This window comes from Polaromonas aquatica, from assembly GCF_050626995.1.
Classification (GTDB): Bacteria; Pseudomonadota; Gammaproteobacteria; order Burkholderiales; family Burkholderiaceae_C; genus Polaromonas; species Polaromonas aquatica_A.
The window spans coordinates 3,695,253-3,714,628 of sequence record NZ_CP192467.1 but is presented as its reverse complement, the minus strand read 5'-3'; the positions used below and the strand labels follow the sequence as shown (position 1 = coordinate 3,714,628).

The window sequence follows — 19,376 nt, the reverse complement described above, 5'->3', positions numbered from 1 at the left end:
GGCAGGACTGGACAAGGCATGAAGGCTGACCCAATACGTGAACATCTCAACCCGCTTCCGGCTCACGCGGGGTGGTCTGGCCCCAGCAGTCATCAAACACCATGTCGGCCAGCGGCGCGCGGCGCGCCCACTTTTCAGTCTGCAGCATGGGCTGGTCGTAGAAAGCCTGAACCGGCCCCAGGCACAGCACGGCAATCGGCTGGCTGCCTTCGGGCATGTGCAGCAGCGCGGCCAGTTGCGGCGGGTCGAAGATCGAGACCCAGCCCATGCCCAGCCCTTCGGCGCGCGCCGCGAGCCAGAGGTTCTGGATGGCGCAGGCCGCCGACGCCAGGTCCATCTCGGGCAGGGTGCGGCGGCCAAATACGTGCTGCTCGCGCCCCGGCGGCAGCGCGACCACCAGCACCTCCGCGGCATCGAGCACGCCCTGCACCTTGAGTTTCATGAACTCGTCTTCGCGCTCGCCCAGCGCCTGGGCCGTGAGCACGCGCTCCTGTTCGACCAGCGCATGGATGCCTTCGCGCAAAGACCGGCTGCGCACGCGGATAAATCGCCAGGGCTGCATGAAGCCCACGCTGGGCGCATGGTGCGCGGCCGAGAGCAGGCGCTGCAGCATGTCGTCACTTACCGTGCCGCCGTTGAAGTGGCGCATGTCGCGCCGCTCGAAAATGGCCCGGTACACCGCCTGTTGCTCAGCGGTGCTGAAAGCGTGGCCGGGCACGGCCCCATCGGCCGGGCCCGCCACCAAGGCGGAAACAGAACCCGTCACACCACTCACTGCGGAGCTTGCACCGCGCCGGCAGGCGCGTCGGCACGCTGCAGCACCGCCAGCAAAGCCGGACGCAACCAGCGCTGAAACGCCAGCCCGCCCGCCAGGCCCATGCTGACCCAGAACGACAGGGACACCCAGGTGGTCGCCCAGATGAACTGCGTGCCTAACCGGCGCAGCGTCGCCTCTGCTTCACCGCTGAAACCAGCCAGAGGATCGGCCGCGATATGAGGCGCGCCCACGACGAAAGGCAGTGCCAGCCAGGCAGCAGCAGCCACCCAGCGCAAGGGGCTGCGCAGCATCGCCAGCGATACACAAGCCAGTGCCGCACTGCCGGCCGCCAGCGCCCACCAGCCCTGGCGTGAGCCCAGGCGGGCGGCATCCATGCCGGGAATCTCTGCAGGCAAGCCCAGCGAAGGCCAGAAATGGAACGTGAGCCAACCCGCTGCGGCCGCCCAGGCAGCCAGCGACAGGGAGCGCAGGCTGCTGCCGCGCACAAGGCTGAAACCCATCACCGCAAAAAACAGCAGCGCCATGCTGAAAGCATGCAGGACATTGGCCACCCAGGTCCAGAATACACGCTCTACGCCGTCGGTGGGGGCCCATTCCTTGCCGGCCTCGCCATGGTCATGTGCGGCCCCGTCGCTATGCGTATGGGCAGCGGCCATCGCGGGCGCGGCCGGCTCGGGCGCGTCCACCTTCTGGCTTTCGAACACCTCAGCGGCCAGGATGATGGGCACGGCCTGCAACTGCTGCACACCGGACTGCAGGCTGCCCACCAGCACGGCGACCGCCAGGGCTGCCCAGATCAATCGTTGGAAAATCATGGCAATCTCCTTGTGAGGGCGCGCGCTCAGTGGCAGGGCTTGACGGTCACGTGTCGCACATCATGCGCGGCGTTGTGCGCCAGCGGGCTTTCCGCAAAGGCCACCCCATACAGGACGACCAGCCCCAATGCGGCGGCGCCCAGCAGCGGACGCAGCACGGCCAGGCCGGGGTTCAGGGTATGGGAAGGGGTATGGGTCAGCGTTGTCGATTCAGTCATGGCGATCTCCTTGGGTTGGTGGCGAAAAAAACAAACGTAATGGATCTGGTGCGTCATGTCGAGACCTGCCCGATCGGGGGCAGCCGCGCGAGGATACCGCCGCGCAGGCGCTCGGGCCGCGCGTTGCGGGCCAGATTGCCGTCGGCGCTGTGCTTGTGCAGCTGCGCGCAGGCAATCACCTGGGCCGCGGTTTCGGCGTCGGGAAGCAAGTCGCCGATGTAATAGCTGAACTTGCCCTGCGCCTGCAGCGTCACGGTGCAGGCCCGGGAACAGCCGCTCATGCAGGCCAGGCCGCGCAGTTGCAGGCCTTTGTGTTCCGCCGTGTCGAGCTCACACACCAGCAGCGCGTCCTGCACGGCCTCGAACAGGGTCAGGCCGTGGGCCGGCAGCTCCCGCGATAGGCCAGCCGGGCGGCAGGTGGTGCAGACAATGATTTCGGTGTCGGACATCAGTTTCAAATGTGTTTTGGGGTTACGGGTCAGGCCGGCGCCATGGGCTGGCGGTGTTCCGCGCCCCAGCGGGCGGCCCAGACGGCACAACGGCCCAGGGTTTTCTGCGGATCGTCAAAGTCCACGATCACCAGGTGCTGCGCGGCCAATGGGGGCTGCGGCTGTTCCAGCGTGCGGCCGTCGGTCAGCAGCCACAGCCAGCATTCGGCGGGGCCACTTTTGCGCAGCGTGCGTTGCAGCAGGCGGTCGGCCTGGGCCAGTGCCGCGGCCAGCGGCGTGCCGCCACCACCGCCCACGGGGCGAAGGCGCTGGCTGCCAGCGGCGCGGGCGCGGCCTGGCGGCAGCAGCAGCTCCACGCCCTGGCCGCCGAAGCACAGCAGCGCCACATCATCACCCTGTCTGGCGGCCTGCTCGATCATGAAAGCGGCATGGCCCTTGGCCAGCGCCAGACGGCCGTGCCGGCGCATGGAGCCCGAGGTGTCCAGCACGATGCAATGCAGGCGGCCGGCGCGCAAGGCCGCGGGCTGACGGCGCAAGTGCTCGCGCTTGAGGGGGGCCGGCCCCTTGGCCAGCACCGTGGGCAGCCAGGCAATGGCCGTGCTGCGCAGCGATGCGCTGTGCGATCGCGCAGTGACGCCTGATGATGGAATGCGGGGTGGAGGCCACCGCCAGCTGCCGGGCCCGTTGCGGGGCCGGCTGCCGGGGTGGCCTAGGCTTTTTTTGGCGGCCACCCTGCCATCGCGTGGACCTTGGCGGTGCCTTCGGGCTGGGCAGGCAGCGCGCCCCAGTCGCCTTGAGGCGCTGGCGGCGCAGATGCGGGAGGCAACTGGTCTTGCAAGCGTTCCGGATTGTTTTTTGATGGAGGCGATGCGTTGCCCAACCCGTTGCTGTTCCCCGGTGCCTGCGCCGCACTGCCCTCGGGCCGGCGGTGCGCCAGTGCCAATTCGGCCACCGCATCCACATCAGCCACAGTCACTTCGCCACGCCCTTCCAGCGCCGCCAGCGCACGCGCGGCGCGCAGCATCACCAGGTCGGCGCGCATGCCGTCTACGCCGGCAGCGATTGCGCAGGCCGCCGCATGGTGCAGCACCGCATCAGGCCAGCTCACGCGCGGCAACGCGGCACGGGCCGTTACCAATGCGGCGCTGAGGGCGCGTTGTTCTTCGGCATGCTGCGCGGCCATTACATCGGGGTTTTCATCAAAGCCAAGGCGGGCGCGCAGGATGGCGGTGCGCTGCTGCGCATCCACCGGGTTGGCCAGGGCCACCGAGAGGCCGAAGCGGTCCAGCAACTGGGGGCGCAGCTCGCCCTCCTCCGGGTTCATGGTGCCCACCAGGACAAAGCGCGCGGCGTGCTGCTGCGAAATGCCATCGCGCTCCACCGTATTGACGCCGCTGGCGGCTGCGTCCAGCAAGGCATCGACCAGCGCGTCGGGCAGCAGGTTGACTTCGTCTACATACAGCACGCCGTTATGGGCACGCGCCAGCAGGCCGGGTGCCAGGCGCACCTGGCCGTTGCGCAATACGTCTTCCACATTCAGCGTGCCTACCAGTTGCTCCAGGCTGGCCGCCAGCGGCAAGGTCACAAACGGCGCGCCAGGCAGCAGTGCGGCCAGTGCGCGGGCCGCCGTGGACTTGGCCGTGCCGCGCGGGCCGCTGATCAGTACGCCGCCGATGCCGGGGTCTATGGCCGCCAGCTGCAGCGCGCGCTGCAGCTGCGGCTGCCCGACCAGCGCGGTGAAGGGAAAGGCCGCGCGTATGGCGGGCTCGACGGCAATGTTCAGTTCAGGAATGCTCATGAGTATGCTCATATCAGGGGTCCTTCTCCGTGTTCTTCAAGCCGGTGCTCCAGCGCCAGCAAATGGTCTTCAATGCGCTCCCGGTGATCCCCAGGCGCCTGCCACAGGCCGCGCTGCATGGCTTCGAGCAGGCGCTCGCCGATGCTGCGCAGGGCGCCCGGGTTGTGCTGCTGCAAAAACGCGCGGTTGGTGTCGTCGTGCAGGTAGGCCTCGGCCACCAGCGCATATTGATGGTCGGCCACCAAGCCGGTGGTGGCGTCAAAGGCAAACAGGTAGTCCACCGTGGCGGCCATCTCGAACGCGCCCTTGTAGCCGTGGCGGCGCACGCCCTCCAGCCACTTGGGGTTGACGGCGCGTGAGCGCACCACGCGCGCCACTTCTTCGCCCAGTGTGCGGATGCGCGGCGCGCCCGGCACACTGAAGTCACCGTGGTACAGCGCGGCCGGCATGCCGGCCAGGTGTTCAACGGCCACCGCCATGCCCCCCTGAAACTGGTAGTAGTCGTCCGAATCGAGCACGTCGTGCTCGCGGTTGTCCTGGTTGTGCAGCACGGCGTCCAGCCCGGCCAGGCGCTGTTCAAAACTGCCGCGCGCGGCCGCGCCATGTTCACCCTGGCCGTAGGCAAAGGCACCGGCGCGCAGATAGGCCTGGGCCAGGTCGGCGCCGTCGTTCCAGCGGCCGCTGGCCATCACCTCCTGCAGCCCGGCGCCGTAGCCGCCGGGGCGCGGGCCGAAGACGCGCCAGCTGGCCTCGCGCTCGGCGGCCTCGGCGCTGAGGCCCCTGGCCTCAGCCTCAGCCGCTTCGCGCTGCACGCGGGCGCGGATGGGGTTCACGTCGTCGGGTTCGTCCTCTTCACTGATCGCGGCCACCGCGCGCACGGCGGTGTCGAACAGGTCGATCACGTTTGGGAAGGCATCGCGGAAAAAGCCCGACACCCGCAAGGTCACATCCACACGCGGCCGGTTCCTGATGGCCATGGGCAGCACTTCAATGTCCACTACGCGGCTGCTGCCATCAGCCCACTTGGGCCGCACGCCCAGCAGCGCAAAGGCCTGGGCGATGTCCTCGCCGCCAGTGCGCATGGTGCTGGTGCCCCAGACCGACAGGCCCAGACAGCGCAGCATCTCTCCGTGGTCCTGCAGGTGGCGCTCGACCACCCGCTCGGCGGCGGCAGCGCCCATGGCGTAGGCAGTCTGCGTGGGCACGGCACGTGTGTCCACTGAATAGAAGTTACGCCCGGTGGGCAGCACGTCAGGCCGGCCGCGCGAGGGCGCGCCGCTCGGGCCGGCGGGTACAAACCTGCCCGACAAGCCGCACAGGCACTGGGCGATCTCCTGCGGGCCGCAGGCATCCAGGCGCGGGCGCAGCACCTGGCGCATGCGTTGCAGCACTGGAGCGGTGTGTGGCCAGTCGGCGGCATCCCATGGCTCATCGGCCACCACATGGTCGGCGACGAGTTGCCTGGCCAGCAACTCCAGCCGCTCGCGTGTGTGGCCCGCGTGGCGCCAGGCTTCGCTGCTCAACTGCTGCAAGACCGCGGGATACGGGCCACGCCATGGAGTGGCCCACTCGGGGCTGAGTGCGTTAAACCCCTCGACGCCGTCCAGCGTCAAGTCCTGGGCCAATGCCAGCAGCAGGCTGCGCTGCCCTGCGGCCGCACCGCCGGGAAAACGCGCCAGCGCTACCAGCGTGTCGACTTGCTGGCGGCCTTGCGGCGAACTCCCCAGGATGTGCAGGCCGTCGCGGATCTGCGATTCCTTGATCTCGCAGAGGTAGGCGTCCAGCCGCTGCAGCAGTGCCTGGCGGCCCGCATCGTCGACTGGTTTGGCAAAGCCGAGGTCGGTGTGCAAGTTCTCGGTCAACACGCGGTCCAGAATGTCTTCACGCAAACGCTGAGCGCGCCGGGGATCCAGCGACAGGGCCTCGTAGTACTCGTCCATCTGCCGCTCCAGCTTTTGCAGTGGGCCGTAAGTCTCGGCGCGGGTCAGGGCCGGCATCAGGTGGTCAATGATGACCGCCTGGGTGCGGCGCTTGGCCTGGCTGCCCTCGCCAGGGTCGTTGACGATAAAGGGGTACAGGTGCGGCAAGGGGCCGAGGATGGCGTCAGGCCAGCAGGCCGCGCCCAGTGCCACGCTTTTGCCGGGCAGCCATTCGAGGTTGCCGTGCTTGCCCACATGTACCACCGCATCCACCGCAAAGCTGCGGCGCAGCCAGAAGTAGAACGCCAGGTAGTTGTGCGTGGGCACCAGGTCGGCATCGTGGTAGGTGGCGATCAGATCCAGATCACGGCCACGCGCGGGCTGGATGCCGACAAACACATTGCCATAACGATGGCCTGCAACCATGAAGCGGCTGCTGCGCACCATGGGGTCCTGTTCGGGTGCGCCCCACAGCGCATTCACGGCTTCGCGGCTGGCGGCGTCCAGCTGGTTGAAGTCCTGCAGGTAGTCGGCCATGGCCAGGCTCTGGCCTGCCGGCCTGACGCCGTTGGCGTCCAGGTTGTTGGTGACACCTGCCACCAGCGCGGCGATCAATGCATCGCCGCCGCCCGGCAATGTGCCCGTGGCGTAGCCGGCGTCCTGCATGGCTTGCAACAAGGCGACGGTAGAGGCCGGCGTGTCCAGGCCCACGCCGTTGGCCAGGCGCGCATCGTCATTGGGGTAGTTGGCCAGGACCAGCGCCACGCGCTTGTCCGGATTGGGCTTGGTGCGCAACACGCACCAGCGGCGCGCCAGTTCGGCGACAAAGGCCATACGCTCGGGTTCGGGCTGGTAACGCACCACGTCGACCTCGGTGCGCTCATCGCGCCAGGCCAGACCCTTGAAGCTGACAGCGCGGGTGCCGATGCGGCCGTCCACCTCGGGCAGCACCACCTGCATCGCCAGGTCGCGCGGCGCCAGGCCGTGCGGGTCGGCTTGCCATTGCTCTTGCGAACAGCCTGCGGTGATGAGCTGCAGCACCGGGGCGTCGCCTGCCAGCGGGTCCACCTGCGCGCCTTCCACGCTGTCCGCATCATCGCCATCCAGCGCGGTGACGGCAAAGCTGGTGGCGTTGAGCACCACGCCCACCTGATACTCAGCCGCCAGCGACTGCAACAGCGCCAGGCTGGCCGGGTTCTTCAGCGAGTCCACCGCCACGGCCACGGTATTCAGGCCCGCGGCATCCAATGCCGACAGCATGGCGTCAAACACCGCCGTGTTGCCGGCCTGCACATGGGCGCGGTAGAACACCAGCAGCGCCGCCGGGGCGCCGTCTTGCCATGGAGACGTCTCTTGCGGCCGGTAGACCATGGCTGGCGGCAAGGCCGCGGGTGGTGCGGGGCGTGCGCCCAGTCCAAAGGCGGCATGGCCGATCAATTCAAAGAAAGTGCGGGCATTGTCACGGCCGCCTTCACGCAGGCAGCGCCAAAGCTGCCGGCAATCTTCATGCGGGGCGGTGCTGCGCAACAGCAGCTGCAGGTCTTCACTCGCATCGCCCGAAAACAAGGCCAGCCACTGGCCGCGTTCACGGGCCAACTCGCGCACGCGCTCCACCACATAGGCCCAGTCGCTGGCCGCCCCAAGGTGGTCGATGATCACCACACGCGCATGCTGCAGCACCTCGTCCACATACATGTCAGCCGACGCAGGCTGGCGCAGCCACATCAGGTTCGCCAGGCGTACGGTCGGAAAGTCAGGGCCCAGCTGTCCGGCCGCATCAGCCAGCAAGGCCAGCGTGGTGTCGGCCGCGCTGAGCACCACGATGTCGCCCGGCGTTTGCTCCACGCGCACCACGCCCTGGCCACCGTCTTCAACGTGGCCGCCGGGGCGTGTGGAGAGCAGATGCATGGAATCTTCTCTTGCTTTAAGCAGCAACAGGCGTTGAAGAAGAGGCCAGCGCTGCTTCAAGTTCCGCCTGCAACACCGCAGCATTGAGCTCAGAACCAATCAGCACCAGACGCGACTGCCGCGCTTCGTCCGCGCGCCAGGGGCGGTCGAAATAACTGTCGAAGCGCGTCCCCACGCCCTGCACCACCAGGCGCATGGCCGATCCGGGCAAGGCTACAAAGCCCTTGGCGCGGTAGATCTCGTGGCGCTCTACCAGGCCACGCAGCGCAGCCAGCAAAGCATCGCGGCTGGGCACGTCGAGCGCCACCTGCACCGAATCAAAGGCATCGTGGTCGTGGTCTTCTTCCTCGTCGTGGTGGGTCTTGCGCTGGTCGATGACATCTTCCACCGCGCGCTCCAGGCCCAGCAACACACCAATGTCGATACGGCCATGCTGCGCGTGCACCAGCTTCACGCCGGGAGCGGTCTCGGCACGGATGGCGGCTTCTACATCCACCAGCTGTGCGGCCGTCACGCCGTCCGTCTTGTGCACTACCACCAGGTCGGCCGTGGCAAGCTGGTCTTCGAACAGCTCGTGAAGCGGCGATTCGTGGTCGAGGTTGTCATCAGCACGGCGCTGGGCATCCACGGCCACCGGGTCGTCGGCAAAGTCCCCCGCAGCAACCGCAGGCGCGTCCACCACCGTCACCACCGCATCCACCGTGAAGGTGTTGCGCAGCGCAGGCCACTGGAAGGCCTGCACCAGCGGCTTGGGCAGGGCCAGGCCCGAGGTCTCGATGATCAGGTGGTCGATCTGGTCGCGGCGGGCGGCCAGTTTTTCCATCACGGGCGCAAACTCTTCCTGCACGGTGCAGCACAGGCAGCCATTGGCCAGTTCATAGAGCTGCCCGTTTTCTTCGCCGTTCTCGTCGCAGCCTATGCCGCAGCCGCGCAGCAATTCGCCGTCGATGCCGAGCTCGCCGAACTCGTTCACGATGATGGCGATGCGGCGGCCCTGCGCATTGGCCAGCAGGTGGCGCAGCAGCGTGGTCTTGCCGCTGCCCAGGAAGCCGGTAACGATGGTGGCAGGGATTTTTCGGGTTTGCATAGGGTGTGTCTCGGTTGAAAAATTAACGGGGCGAATTCACGGGCGGCAGTGCCTTCAGGCATTCCACCAGCATCTGTGCGGCCTCGCCCAGGCGTGGGCCGGGGCGCGACAGCAGGTCCATGCGTTCGGTGTCCAGCAGGCACAACTGCCGCTGGCGCACCGCGGGCAGCGTGCTCCAGCCGGGGCGGTCTGCCAGATTGGCCAGCGTGGCGCGCGGGCCAATGATGAGGTCCGGCGGGCGCCGCAACAGCATCTCGGGATTAATCTTGGGAAACAGGCCCAACTCCCCGCTCACGACATTCACAAGGCCCAGCTTGGCGACGGTCTCGCCGATGAAGCTTTTTTCGCTGGCGGCAGATGACCCTGCACCCACTTCCACATAGACAGTACGTCCGCGCAAAGCGGGAGGCATGCGCCCTGCCGCGGCGTCCAGATCGGCGTCGATGCGTGCCACCAGCTCGGCGGCACGGGCGGGCTCCCCCAGGGAATCGCCAAGCTTCACCAGCATGCGCTTCAAGCCGGCATGGGTGCGCGCGTCCAGCATCATCACCGGCACGCCCAGCACTTGCAGGCGCTCGCCCGCACGGCTGCGCGGCCCCAGAAAAACCAGGCTGGGCCGCAGCGTGACGATGCGTTCGATCTGCGCGTCTTCCAGCCCGCCAACTTTCGGCAGCGCTTGCACCGAAGCGGGCCAGGTCGAATGCCGGTCTATGCCTACCAGTTGCTCGCAATGCCCCAGCGCGCACACGGCCTCGGTCAGCGAGGGCGCGAGCGTGACGATGCGCGGCACAGGCTGCGCACCCTGCGCCATCGCGAACCCCGAGAGCAGCCCCAGCACCACCAACAACGCCACAGCGGGAACTCGCATGCGCAAACTCCGAGTCCGCGCCGGATTTGCACCAGCCAGGGCCGTGGAACCGGCTTTGCCGGGCCGCAGGCGCAGCGCCCCCTCGGGGCTGGAGCCCGCGGCTCCAAGCCTGCCTGCGCAGGCTTGGACGGGCGACAGAGGCGAAGCGTCTCGCAAGCCGCGGCCTGCAAGGCCTCGCGCATTGCACGGAGCCGAAGGCGAAGTGAAAAGCGTGGGGGCCATTCAGTCCTCAATTCCGCGCTGGGCCGGAACGCCTGCTTTGAAATGGTGCTTGATCAAAGCCATCTCCGTCACCGTATCGGCCAGTTCCACCAGCTCGTTCGGTGCGTTGCGGCCGGTTAGCACCACATGCACATGCGGCGGGCGTTCGCGCAGGCAGGTGAGCACGGTTTCCAGCGGAATCCAGCCATAGCGCAGCGGATACATGATTTCATCCAGCACCACCATGAAATGTTCACCCGCGCGGATGGTGGCTTCGGCTTTGGTCCAACCATCGAGCGCCAACCGGGCTGAGTGCTCCAGGTCCCGGCTCTTCCAGCTAAAGCCGTCGCCCAGGCCTTCAATGGGAATACCCAGCTGTTCGAACAGGCGGTGCTCGCCAAAACGCGCCGAGGGCACTTTCATGAACTGGTAGACCTTGACGGCTTTGCCGCGGCCGTGGGCACGCAGGGCCAGGCCAAAGGCCGCGGTGCTCTTGCCCTTGCCGTGGCCGGTGTTGACCATGATCAGGCCGCGGCGCTCGGCCGTGGGAACGACACGTTCGTAATCGACGGGTGGGGTTTCAATCTGCATGGGAGCCCTCTTGAAAGGTTGGGTAACTTTGGGCAGCGCAATCCACTGCCCCTGCAAAGGGTGCACCGCAATGCGCCCGTCAAATACGTCTTCCAGTGCACGGTGGGTGGCCGGGTCGGCGCAGGCGCCCTGGTGGGTGACGCGGCCTTCGGCCATCACGACCATGGTATCGGCCTGCAGTGCCATGGTGATCTCATGCAACACACTGACCACGGTTTTTCCTTCGGCCACCAGGGCGCGCACCACGTCCAGCCAGTCGGCCTGGTGCGGCGGGTCCAGGTTGGCCAAGGGCTCATCCATCAGCAGCACCTGGGCCTGCACTGCCAGGGCACGCGCCAGCAGCACGCGCTGGCGCTCGCCGCCCGACAGTTGCCCCAGTGCGCGCTCGCGCCAGTCCCAGGCGCGGGTGGCACGCAGCGCCTGCTCCACCGCAGCGTGGTCCGCTGCGCTGGGCGGCGCCAGCCAGGCCTGGTGCGGCAGGCGGCCCAGCATGGCCACGTCCCATACCGTCAGGTCGTCTGCAGAAGTTTCGTTCTGGCCCAGCCAGGCCAGCTGGCGGGCGCGCTCGCGGTGCGGCAGGCCGTCCATCGGCTGGCCCAGCAGCGTGACATTACCGCTGTGCGGCAGCACGCCGGCCAGCGCCCTGAGCAAGGTGGACTTGCCAGCGCCGTTGGGACCCACGATGCTGGTCCACCGCGCGGCGGCAATGTCCAGGCTGATGCCGTGCAGCACACATTGCTTTTGCACGCCATTTCCGAGACTGGCCCTTATGGAATCGGCGCCTATAGCTATTGATTTCATAGCAATGCTCATGCCGCGCGCCCTCCGCCCAGGTTGCTGCTGCGGTGCATCAGCCACAGCAGGTAGCCGCCGCCCAGCACCGCGGTGAGCATGCCCACAGGCAGTTCCTGCGGAGCAATCAACCATCGCGCCAGCGTGTCGGCGGCCATCAGCAGCACGCCGCCCATCAGGCTGGAGAGCAGCATCAGGTGGGCATGCGTGGTCTTGACCACCGAGCGCACCAGGTGAGGCGCGGCCAGGCCCACAAAGGCGATCAAGCCGGTCTGCGCCACTGCGGTCCCTGTGGCCAGCGCCAGCACCGCCACCAGGGCCGCGCGCATGGGCGCCACCGGCAGGCCCAGACTGACGGCCGTGGCGTCGCCCAGGCTCAGGCCGTCGAGCACACGCGCCAGCAGCCATGCCGCCAGCACGCACACGCCCCAGACGCCGGCCATCAGCAGACAGGAGGTCCAGCCCACAAAGGCGGTCGAGCCCAGCATGAAGGCCTGCATGGCCTGCAGCGATTCGGGTGAGAACAACAACACCAGGTGCGTCATGGCGCCCAGCACCACGCCTACCACCACACCCGCCAGCAGCAGGCGCAAGGTATGCCCCACACCGCGCGACAACACCAGCGTCAACATCACCGCCAGCACCGCACCCAAAAACGCCGCGCCGGTCAATCCCAGGCGCACCCACAGGCTGCTGGAGAACACGCTGACGGCCACACCGCCATTCATCATGTTGCCGCCCAGCATGCCCGCACCACCGCCCAAGGCAGCCAACGCCAACGCCACGCCCAGCGAAGCCCCCGACGCGCTGCCCAGCAAATAGGGGTCGGCCAGCGGATTGCGAAACAGGCCCTGCGCCACGGCACCGGCCAGACCGAGCAAAGCGCCGGCGGCCCAGGCGCCCAGGGTGCGCGGCAGGCGGATTTGCCAGACGATTTGCTGCGCCATCGCGGTTTGCGCCGGGTCTTGCGCGGGGTTGAGCAGCGGCCCGATCAAATTCTCCAGCCCGGCGCTGCCCACGCAGATGCCCAGCGCTATCAGCGCCACCGCGCCCAGCACACCCGCCCAGACCAGCCACCACACGCGGGCCTGCATCATGGTTTGGCTCCAGTGGTTTTCGTCATCAAGCACCTGGCCATGAGGCGTGCCGCCTCAGCCATGCGCGGGCCGGGGCGCACCAGCATGTCCGCCTCATCGGGCGGGAAAATACAGACCCGCTGCTCGCGCAGTGCGCGAATGCTTTGCCAGCCGGGCCGCGTCGTCAGACCATCGGCACTGCGCTGACCGATCATGATCAGCTCGGGGTTGGCGCGCACTATGTATTCGGGGTTGAGTTTGGGAAAGGGCCCGAGCTTGCCCGGCACGATGTTTTTGACGCCCAGGCGCGTGAGCGTTTCGCCAATGAAAGATGACTCACTGGCCGCATACGGCCCCTGGTTGACCTCGAAGTACACCTTCACGCTGCGCACACTGGCGGGCAAGGACTGGGCGGCGGCTGAGACCCCGGCGTCGATAGCGCGCCAGATGCGTGCCGCATCGGGCACTTCCAGTACTTGCCCCAGCTTCAACATCACGCGTTGCACATCCGCGTGGCGCTTGGGCTCCAGCGCCACCACCTTGATGCCCAGCGCCTGCAGCCGCTCGCCGGCGCGCGACGAGGTAGCCATCAGCACCACATCGGGTTTGAGGGCGACAATGGCTTCGATGTTGGGGTCCAGCCCGCCGCCAACCTGGGGCAGCTTTTTCACGCTCTCGGGGAAGTTGGAATAGCGGTCCACCCCGACCAGGCGCTGGCACTGGCCCAGCTCACACACGGTCTCGGTCAATGAAGGCAGCAGGCTGACAATGCGCTGCGGTGCCTGCGCCAGCGTGACGGTGACGCCGCGGTCGTCGGTGACCTGCAGCGCCACTGCCGCACTCACGCTGCCCAGCAGGGCCAGCCACAGCGCGCACCTTCCGGCCAGCCGCAAAGCGTTCATGCGGAGTCTTTCAAAGTGAGCGGCAGCCCTGCCGCCATCAGCGTCACACGCTGGCAGGCGGCGGCCACGTCCTGGTTCAGCCGCCCCAGCGCATCGACAAAAGCGCGCGTCTCGCGGCCCAGCGGAATCACGCCCAGCCCGATCTCGTTGCCGACCAGGATCACGGGGCCTTGGGCGGTGCGGATCGCTCCTAAAACCATAGCTATAGGCCCCTGGTTTTCTTGGGCTACCGGCTCTTTTTCCTTAAGAATTTCCGCCGGCATCAGCAAATTCGTCAGCCAGAGGGTCAGGCAATCGACAAGCACCAGGGTATTGCTACCGCTGTGCCGGGTGATGGCTTGCGCCAGCTGCAGCGGCTCTTCCACTGTGGCCATGCCGGGCACGCGGGCGGCCCGGTCCTGCTGGTGGCGGGCAATGCGTTCGCGCATTTCGTCGTCCCAGGACTGGGCTGTGGCAATCAGCACGGCTTGGTGCTGCGGCGACTGCGCCAGCCATTGCTGCGCCAGCAGCTCGGCGCGGCGCGACTTGCCGCTTTTCTGGCCACCGAGGATCAGTTCACTGCGTGCGAGGGCTAGTTGCTCAGCCATGGGCCTGGCTCCAATCCATGATGATCCGATGCAATTGTTCTACCCCATCGGTCAGCGCCGCCGGGCCGGGCTGCAGGATCTCGGCGGACTTGATCTCGAACAATTGCCTGGTTTTGACAGCATTGACGTTTTCCCAGCCAGCACGCGCCACCACGTGTTCAGGCCGGAACTTGCGACCGCACCAGGAGCCGAAAATGATGTCCGGGTTACGCCGCACGATCTCACGGCCGTCGGCAATGATGCGCTCCTTGCCCATGGCCTTGGCGGCCAGTTCCGGGAAGCAGTCGTCGCCGCCGGCGATGCCCATCACCTCGGATACCCAGGCGATGGCGCTGATATGCGGGTCATACCACTCCTCAAAGTAAACGCGTGGGCGGCGCTTGAGCCCGGCGGCGGCCCGCTCGATCTCCAGCAGGCGTTTTTGCATGCCCTGCATGAGCGCCAGGCCGCGCGCCTCCTGGCCCACCATAGCGGCGAGCTGGTACATCATGGAGAAAATCTCGGCCACGCTGCGTTGGTTAAAGATGGTGACCTGGATGCCTTTTTTGACGAGCTGCGACGCGATGTCGGCCTGCAGGTCGGAAAAGCCAATCACGCAATCCGGCTTCAGTTCGACGATCTTGTCGATCTTGGCGCTCAAGAAAGCGCTGACCCTGGGCTTTTCTTCGCGGGCACGTAGCGGCCGCACGGTGTAGCCCGAAATGCCGACAATGCGCCGCTCTTCACCCAGCAGGTAAAGCCATTCGGTGGGTTCTTCGGTCAGGCAGACGATGCGCTGCGGGCCGTAGGCCGAAGTACCCTTGCCGACAGCCAGGCTGCGCCAGTCGCCGGTTTTGTCAGTCATGGCTGTCTTTCAAAAAAAGGCGTGCCGTTGCGGCCGGGCTGGAGGAAAACCAGGCGTGGAAATAACTGGCCTTGACGGAACCGGATGCGTAGAGTGCTTCACCTTCTGCGCGCACTTTGCGCCCGGGAGCCGGCCGGGTCCGCCCGGCAGCAGTCAGGGGCGAAGTACAGGTGGAATAGTGAAAGGTGTGGCCACGCAGCGAACCACCCGCCAAATCCAGCGCCTGAGGGCCCAGCGCTGCAAGGCGTTTTTGCATCGCCACGCTGCCGGGCAACACGCCCCACATCGGATAGCTGCTGCCGTCAACTACCGTCAGCTGTTCAAACAGGGCCATCATGCCGCCACACTCGGCCCAGACCGGCTTGCCAGCCTGCACATGGCGAGTGATGGCGGCCTTCATGGCACTGTTGGCCGCCAGTGCGGGGGCGTGCAGCTCGGGATAGCCGCCGGGCAGCCACAAGGCATCGCAAGGCGGCAATTCGCTGTCGGCGAGCGGCGAAAAGAACGCCAGTTGGGCGCCCAGGTCTTGCAGGCAATCGAGATTGGCGGCATAGATAAAACAAAAGGCAGCGTCACGCGCCACGGCGATAGTCTTGCCTTGCAGCGCGCCCGCCGGGAAAGCCGGCGTCAACGGATCCGGCGCTTCAAACGCGACGGCCCAAGCCTGCAGGGCTGCCATATCCATTTGGCCCAGCTTCGTCCCGGCCAAGGCATCGGCCGCTGCGTCCAGCCGCTGCAGGGCTTCACCACCCCGCGCCAGCTCGGAAGCCACGACCAGACCCAGGTGCCGCTCGGGCAGGGTCAGGGCCGCATCGCGCAACAAGGCGCCTTGCCACTGTGCCGGGTCGCGCAGGCTGTCTTCCAGCATCCCGGCATGCGCTTCGGATGCGACCCGGTTGGCCAGCACGCCGGCAAGGCGCAAACCCTCACGGTAGCTTTGCAGGCCCCAGGCCAGCGCGCCAAACGTACCGGCCATGGCGCCGGCGTCAATCACCGCCAGCACCGGCAGGCCAAAGCGCTGCGCCAGGTCAGCCGCGCTGGGCTGCCCGTCAAAGAGGCCCATCACACCTTCCACAATGATGAGATCTGCGTTCTGCGCGGCTTCGTGCAGGCGCCGGGCGCAGTCGGCCTCGCCCGTCATCCACAAATCGAGCTGGTGCACCGCAGCGCCGCTGGCCAGCGCGAGCCAGTACGGATCCAGGAAGTCGGGGCCGCACTTGAATACCCGCACCCGCCGGCCCTGCCGTGCATGCAGCCGCGCAAGCGCGCATGCCACCGTCGTCTTGCCCTGGCCGGAAGCGGGCGCGGCGATGAGGATGGCGGGGCAGCGGATGGCAGTTTGCATGATTTACACGGCTGACAAGCTTACTGGGGCGCCCAGGTCAGGCCAACGTACACGGAACGCCGGCCATTGGCATAGGTGCCGGCAGTCTGGTAAGCCTTGTCTGTCACATTGTCCAGCTTGGCGACCAGCTTCCAGTCGCGCGACAGCGCCGTCGTGGCGCTCAGGTTCACCAGAGAGTAACCCGGCAGCACCACGTTGCTGTTGTCGCTGTCGAACGTGCGCGAAGCCATCACCAGGTCTGCCGCCAGCTTCCAGCCGCCCAGTGGCATTTCGGCGCCCAGTGTTCCATATTGGCGGGAGCGGCGTTGCAGGGTTCGGCCGGTGACCAGGTTCTTCGGATTCTGCAAGTCCAGTGAGCCATGGAGGTGAACATTGCCCAGCGTCTCGGCCGCCGTGAACGTCAACCCCGTGTACTCCGCCTGCGCCGTATTGGCATAACAAGAACGGTTGCTCAGCACCGTCGGCGGGCCTCCATTCAGGCAGGGACCATTGCCTGTGACAAAGCTCAGCAGGTTGGTCAGGCGGTTGCGGTAAGCGGTAACGCCGTATTGGGCAGTCCCTTGGCTGTACTTGAGCGCCATTTCAACGCTGCGGCCGGATTCGGGCTTCAAGGTCGAAGTGCCGTAGATGCTGAAGCGCTGGTACAGGGTAGGAACCCGAAAAGAGGTGCCGGCGGAGGCGGACACTTTCCACTGCGGCGTGAGCGCAAACGCATAGGCCGCCGAGCCGGTGGTCTTTCCGCCGAATTCACTGTCCGTGTCATGGCGGGCGTTGAGCTGCAGGGTGTGCGCGCCGCCGCTCCAACCGTATCCCAGGCTCACGCCGTCCAGTGAACGGTCCCGGTTGATGGCGCTCATGCCCCTCGGCACGGCCGAGGAGCCGACCAGGCGAAACACATCGCGTCGGCTTTCCAGCGTGGCGCTCAGGAGATGTGCGCCAATGCGGTATTCGTTCTGGAACAACAGCGTGCTGATGGTGCTTTTGTCATAAGAAATTTGCGGCGTCGAGCCGTTCAGGCCCTCTTCACCCGAGTCGGTGCCTTGCGTGATTGCCAGCTTGGTGCTGTATTGGCCGGACCACTTGGCTTCCCACTGCAGGCCCAGGGTCTGCAGGTCGCTGATGCGGCGAAAATCGCGGGTGAGGCCGCCGTCGTATTGCGCGTCGACATGGCTTTGCAACACATTGGCTTCAACGCGGTGATCGGGGCTGATCTGCAAGCCCAGTTTGGCATTGGCGCTCAGGCTCTTGTAACCATCAGCATCGGGATTCTGGGTGGCAACGGTCCGGGCGTTGAAGCCGTTGCTTTGCCCCTGCGTCAAACCCAGCGAGTAGTCAAAGGCGCCTGCTGAACCGCTGGCGGCGAGCTCGACCCGGCTGGTGTTGTAGGAGCCGTAGCCCACCGTCACAGAGGGGGAGAACGGGCCCTCGCCGCGCTTGGTGAATATCTGGATTACGCCGGCCACGGCGTCGGAGCCATAAACCGCGCTGCTGGGGCCGCGCACGATTTCAATCCGGTCGATCAATGACAAGGGAATGTTGTTCCAGGAGGCGCCTCCGGCCGTCGTCTGCGACTCCACCCGCACACCGTCCACAAAAACCGGGGTATGGCGGCTTTCTCCCCCGCGCACAAAAACACTGGTATTGCTGCCGATGCCGCCGTTGCGGGTGACCTGTATGCCGGGCACGCGAACCAGAACATCGGCCAACCCCACCGGGCCAGCCCGCTCGATGGTTTCGCGGTCAATCACCGTGACGTCGGCAATGACATCGCCAATGGGTTGGGCGCTGCGCGTGGCGGTCACCACCATTTCCTTGAGTTGCGGCGCAGTGCCGGCTTGGGCCGCCGTCTGGGACAAGGCAGGAGACGCGGCAAAAAAGGCGGCGGGAAATGCAGCGGCCGCAGCCAGCGGAAGCGCGGCAAGGCGTGCGTGGAAAACACAGGTTTTCATGGGATCGGACAATCAACAAAATACCCACACCGGCTTCCCCGCCAGTGCATGAGCGTTACAAACGCTCAAGCCAATGCATGGACGTGCGCGTTCACCTTGTTGGCCGGTATCCGGGCTGACGGAACCGCCTCCATCGCCTTCCCAAGCGTGTGTTCAAAACGCTCAGTGGCTAATGATGAAAGCTGAATGGGCTCCTGACCTTGACGTCAGGAACGCACTCGTCCGTTTTACCGTTGCGGGGGCAGCGCAGGTTAAAAGTCTCGGCGCCAGCGAATCAGTTCATCCTGACGCGTGGCCTTGACCCTCTCCTGCTTCCCGTTGAACTGCAGCGTGCGAACCACACTGCGGGCACCAACAGGGCAGATTCTACGCGGGCCTTCCCCATGTCCGGCCGCTAACCCTACAATCGGGGCTGTCATGTCGAACCAAACCCAAATCGACCAGATCGTCGAACGCGTTGAGCGGCTCCTTTTGCGCTATGAGGAGCTGCAGCGTACCAACGAGCTTCTGATGGAGCAGGTCGGGGTTCTGACACACGAACGCGACTCCCTCAAATCGCGGCTCAGCGCGGCGCGCGCCAGGGTTGATGCATTGCTGGAGCGTCTGCCCGACACCAATGGGCATGGCGCCAAAAATACGGTGGGAACCGAGTCATGAAACAGCTCGAAGTACAGATCATGGGCCAAAGCTACTTGCTGGGATGCCCTGAAAATGGTGATGCCCGCATGCTGGACGCAGTCAACCGCGTCGACATGGCCATGTGCAGGATTCGCGATGCCGGAAAAATCAAGGCGCGCGACCGTATTGCAGTTCTGGCGGCGCTTAATCTCGCCTTTGAGCTCCCCGAGCGCACACCGAATGCCGTGCCCGTGCCAGCCGCAACATCCCCCGAAACGCCCAATAATCCAGGCGAAACAACGCACCCGCAGCTCGCCGCGTTACTGCAGCGGCTTGACACAGCACTGGGCGTTGACGGCCGCCTGCTTTAAGCCCCCGCAACCCTGCCGCTAATCGCGCCGCACTTCGCGCTTAAGGCCGCAAAGGCCTACAATGAAGACGTCTGCGATGCGCATTGGGCTTTATATTTCCTTGAACCAATGCTCTTTGAGCACGGGCTTGGTAAATTGTCCGGCAGGTGTGATCGTCTCGCGTCAGACGAACCCGAAACCTGACTGCCCTCGCCCACCTGAACCCCGGTTCAGGATGACGGTCCGGTGGCACTCGCAGACACCTTTTTTCAGCGTCCCGG

At 66.2% G+C, this 19,376-nt stretch carries 18 protein-coding genes, 1 other RNA gene, 1 pseudogene and 1 riboswitch; of the genes and pseudogenes, 3 read left to right on the top strand and 17 right to left on the bottom strand.

From position 1 onward, the window contains the following. Nucleotides 1-46 precede the first annotated feature (46 nt). From bluB to ACQ4MS_RS17745, 17 genes and pseudogenes are all read right to left on the bottom strand, one after another. Nucleotides 47-745, bottom strand: coding sequence for a 5,6-dimethylbenzimidazole synthase (gene bluB / locus ACQ4MS_RS17825; RefSeq protein WP_431099613.1), 699 nt, complete (start codon nucleotides 743-745; stop codon nucleotides 47-49). Between the two features lie 26 nt (nucleotides 746-771). After that, nucleotides 772-1,593, bottom strand: a complete 822-nt coding sequence (locus tag ACQ4MS_RS17820; protein WP_431095956.1) for a CbtA family protein — start codon at nucleotides 1,591-1,593, stop codon at nucleotides 772-774. Nucleotides 1,594-1,619: 26 nt separating this feature from the next. Further along, complete coding sequence (locus ACQ4MS_RS17815) at nucleotides 1,620-1,811, bottom strand: CbtB domain-containing protein (RefSeq protein ID WP_431095955.1); 192 nt, start codon at nucleotides 1,809-1,811, stop codon at nucleotides 1,620-1,622. Between the two features lie 53 nt (nucleotides 1,812-1,864). Further along, nucleotides 1,865-2,260, bottom strand: coding sequence for a DUF1636 family protein (locus ACQ4MS_RS17810; RefSeq protein WP_431095954.1), 396 nt, complete (start codon nucleotides 2,258-2,260; stop codon nucleotides 1,865-1,867). Nucleotides 2,261-2,289: 29 nt separating this feature from the next. Next, a complete protein-coding gene (locus ACQ4MS_RS17805) occupies nucleotides 2,290-2,991 on the bottom strand; it encodes a vWA domain-containing protein (RefSeq protein WP_431095953.1) in 702 nt (233 codons plus the stop codon). Further along, the gene (locus ACQ4MS_RS17800) at nucleotides 2,970-4,070 is read right to left on the bottom strand and encodes an ATP-binding protein (protein WP_431095952.1); all 1,101 of its coding nucleotides are present in this window, start codon (nucleotides 4,068-4,070) and stop codon (nucleotides 2,970-2,972) included. The genes ACQ4MS_RS17805 and ACQ4MS_RS17800 overlap by 22 nt, the downstream gene beginning before the upstream one ends. Beyond that, complete coding sequence (cobN, locus tag ACQ4MS_RS17795) at nucleotides 4,067-7,885, bottom strand: cobaltochelatase subunit CobN (protein WP_431095951.1); 3,819 nt, start codon at nucleotides 7,883-7,885, stop codon at nucleotides 4,067-4,069. Before cobN ends, ACQ4MS_RS17800 begins: the two co-directional genes overlap by 4 nt. Before the next feature lie 16 nt (nucleotides 7,886-7,901). Further along, nucleotides 7,902-8,972: a cobalamin biosynthesis protein CobW gene (gene cobW / locus ACQ4MS_RS17790; protein WP_431095950.1), complete on the bottom strand. Its 1,071-nt coding sequence runs from the start codon at nucleotides 8,970-8,972 to the stop codon at nucleotides 7,902-7,904. Nucleotides 8,973-8,994: 22 nt separating this feature from the next. Then, nucleotides 8,995-9,840, bottom strand: a complete 846-nt coding sequence (locus ACQ4MS_RS17785) for an ABC transporter substrate-binding protein (RefSeq protein WP_431095949.1) — start codon at nucleotides 9,838-9,840, stop codon at nucleotides 8,995-8,997. A 222-nt stretch (nucleotides 9,841-10,062) separates the two neighbouring features. Continuing rightward, nucleotides 10,063-10,632, bottom strand: coding sequence for a cob(I)yrinic acid a,c-diamide adenosyltransferase (gene cobO / locus ACQ4MS_RS17780; protein ID WP_431099612.1), 570 nt, complete (start codon nucleotides 10,630-10,632; stop codon nucleotides 10,063-10,065). Between the two features lie 24 nt (nucleotides 10,633-10,656). After that, nucleotides 10,657-11,433: pseudogene (locus ACQ4MS_RS17775) on the bottom strand (ABC transporter ATP-binding protein); the annotation flags it as partial. Between the two features lie 8 nt (nucleotides 11,434-11,441). Next, nucleotides 11,442-12,521 carry a FecCD family ABC transporter permease gene (locus tag ACQ4MS_RS17770; protein WP_431095948.1) on the bottom strand — a complete coding sequence of 360 codons (1,080 nt, stop codon included), beginning with the start codon at nucleotides 12,519-12,521 and terminating at the stop codon, nucleotides 11,442-11,444. Further along, nucleotides 12,518-13,402 (bottom strand): ABC transporter substrate-binding protein, encoded by an 885-nt coding sequence (locus tag ACQ4MS_RS17765; protein WP_431095947.1) that lies wholly within the window; start codon nucleotides 13,400-13,402, stop codon nucleotides 12,518-12,520. Before ACQ4MS_RS17765 ends, ACQ4MS_RS17770 begins: the two co-directional genes overlap by 4 nt. Continuing rightward, the gene (cobU, locus tag ACQ4MS_RS17760; protein ID WP_431095946.1) at nucleotides 13,399-13,989 is read right to left on the bottom strand and encodes a bifunctional adenosylcobinamide kinase/adenosylcobinamide-phosphate guanylyltransferase; all 591 of its coding nucleotides are present in this window, start codon (nucleotides 13,987-13,989) and stop codon (nucleotides 13,399-13,401) included. The genes ACQ4MS_RS17765 and cobU overlap by 4 nt, the downstream gene beginning before the upstream one ends. After that, nucleotides 13,982-14,833 (bottom strand): ABC transporter substrate-binding protein, encoded by an 852-nt coding sequence (locus ACQ4MS_RS17755; protein WP_431095945.1) that lies wholly within the window; start codon nucleotides 14,831-14,833, stop codon nucleotides 13,982-13,984. The genes cobU and ACQ4MS_RS17755 overlap by 8 nt, the downstream gene beginning before the upstream one ends. Continuing rightward, the gene (locus tag ACQ4MS_RS17750; protein ID WP_431095944.1) at nucleotides 14,826-16,178 is read right to left on the bottom strand and encodes a cobyrinate a,c-diamide synthase; all 1,353 of its coding nucleotides are present in this window, start codon (nucleotides 16,176-16,178) and stop codon (nucleotides 14,826-14,828) included. Before ACQ4MS_RS17750 ends, ACQ4MS_RS17755 begins: the two co-directional genes overlap by 8 nt. 20 nt (nucleotides 16,179-16,198) lie before the next feature. Further along, on the bottom strand, nucleotides 16,199-18,127 hold the full coding sequence (locus tag ACQ4MS_RS17745) for a TonB-dependent receptor domain-containing protein (protein WP_431095943.1): 1,929 nt from the start codon (nucleotides 18,125-18,127) through the stop codon (nucleotides 16,199-16,201). A gap of 84 nt (nucleotides 18,128-18,211) precedes the next feature. Beyond that, nucleotides 18,212-18,498: riboswitch (cobalamin riboswitch) on the bottom strand. 46 nt (nucleotides 18,499-18,544) lie between these two features. Between ACQ4MS_RS17745 and zapB the strand changes: the two genes are divergently transcribed. From zapB to ssrS, 3 genes are all read left to right on the top strand, one after another. Then, nucleotides 18,545-18,784, top strand: coding sequence for a cell division protein ZapB (gene zapB, locus ACQ4MS_RS17740; protein ID WP_431095942.1), 240 nt, complete (start codon nucleotides 18,545-18,547; stop codon nucleotides 18,782-18,784). Further along, complete coding sequence (locus ACQ4MS_RS17735) at nucleotides 18,781-19,116, top strand: cell division protein ZapA (RefSeq protein WP_431095941.1); 336 nt, start codon at nucleotides 18,781-18,783, stop codon at nucleotides 19,114-19,116. Before zapB ends, ACQ4MS_RS17735 begins: the two co-directional genes overlap by 4 nt. 65 nt (nucleotides 19,117-19,181) lie before the next feature. After that, a non-coding RNA gene (gene ssrS, locus ACQ4MS_RS17730) (6S RNA) lies at nucleotides 19,182-19,361 on the top strand. The last annotated feature ends 15 nt before the right edge of the window (nucleotides 19,362-19,376 follow it).